We start from the raw sequence: 1,237 nt of genomic DNA, 5'->3' as shown, positions 1-1,237 counted from the left end.
GTCATGTCTAAAGAAAAATTTGAACGTTCGAAGCCGCACGTAAACGTCGGCACCATCGGTCACGTTGACCACGGTAAAACTACGCTGACTGCTGCCATCACTACGGTATTGGCAAAAGTATACGGCGGTGCGGCAAAAGACTTCGCGTCAATCGATAACGCGCCAGAAGAGAAAGAGCGTGGTATCACCATTTCAACGTCACACGTTGAATATGACACGCCAAACCGTCACTACGCGCACGTAGACTGCCCAGGACACGCTGACTATGTAAAAAACATGATCACCGGTGCGGCGCAGATGGACGGCGCGATTTTGGTGGTAGCAGCGACCGACGGTCCAATGCCACAAACGCGTGAGCACATCTTGTTATCACGTCAGGTCGGTGTACCGTTCATCGTCGTATTCATGAACAAATGTGACATGGTCGACGACGAAGAGCTGTTAGAGCTGGTTGAAATGGAAGTTCGTGAGCTGTTGAGCGAATACGATTTCCCAGGTGATGACTTGCCAGTTATCCAAGGCTCAGCGCTGAAAGCGTTGGAAGGTGACGAAGAGTGGGCGAAGAAGATTGTCGAGCTGGCGGATGCGTTAGATAGCTACATCCCAGAGCCAGAGCGTGACATCGATAAGCCATTCATCATGCCAATCGAAGACGTATTCTCGATTTCAGGTCGTGGTACGGTAGTAACTGGTCGTGTCGAGCGCGGTATCGTGCGTACAGGCGACGAGTGTGAAATCGTTGGTATCAAAGACACGCAAAAAACGACCGTAACGGGTGTAGAGATGTTCCGTAAGCTGTTAGACGAAGGTCGTGCAGGTGAGAACATCGGTGCGTTGTTACGTGGTACGAAGCGTGACGAAGTAGACCGTGGTCAGGTACTGGCGAAGCCAGGCTCAATCACGCCACATACTAAGTTCGAAGCAGAAGTATACGTACTGAGCAAAGAAGAAGGTGGTCGTCACACGCCATTCTTCAAAGGTTATCGTCCACAGTTCTACTTCCGTACAACTGACGTAACTGGCTCAGTAGAGTTGCCAGAAGGCGTAGAAATGGTCATGCCTGGTGACAACCTGAAGTTTGTCGTTGACCTGATTGCTCCAATCGCGATGGACGAAGGTTTACGCTTCGCAATCCGTGAAGGTGGCCGTACAGTTGGCGCAGGCGTGGTATCAAAAATCATCGCCTAAGACTGTGCTAAACAGTTGCCTAAAAGCCCGCTTAACTGCGGGCTTTTTT

At 50.7% G+C, this 1,237-nt stretch carries 1 protein-coding gene; it reads left to right on the top strand.

The genetic code is table 11. The annotated features are described in order from the left end of the window. The first annotated feature begins 3 nt into the window (after positions 1 to 3). Positions 4 to 1,188 (top strand): elongation factor Tu, encoded by a 1,185-nt coding sequence (gene tuf, locus A10D4_RS13345; protein ID WP_040503054.1) that lies wholly within the window; start codon positions 4 to 6, stop codon positions 1,186 to 1,188. The last annotated feature ends 49 nt before the right edge of the window (positions 1,189 to 1,237 follow it).

Origin of the sequence: Idiomarina xiamenensis 10-D-4 (genome assembly GCF_000299895.1) — a bacterium.
In the GTDB taxonomy this organism is placed as follows: domain Bacteria; phylum Pseudomonadota; class Gammaproteobacteria; order Enterobacterales; family Alteromonadaceae; genus Idiomarina; species Idiomarina xiamenensis.
This window is presented reverse-complemented; position numbering and strand designations above follow the sequence as displayed.

What these genes read in the sequence shown, in the direction of transcription:
- tuf (WP_040503054.1), top strand. Translation starts at nt 4, where the DNA reads ATGTCTAAAGAAAAATTTGAACGTTCGAAGCCGCACGTAAACGTCGGC.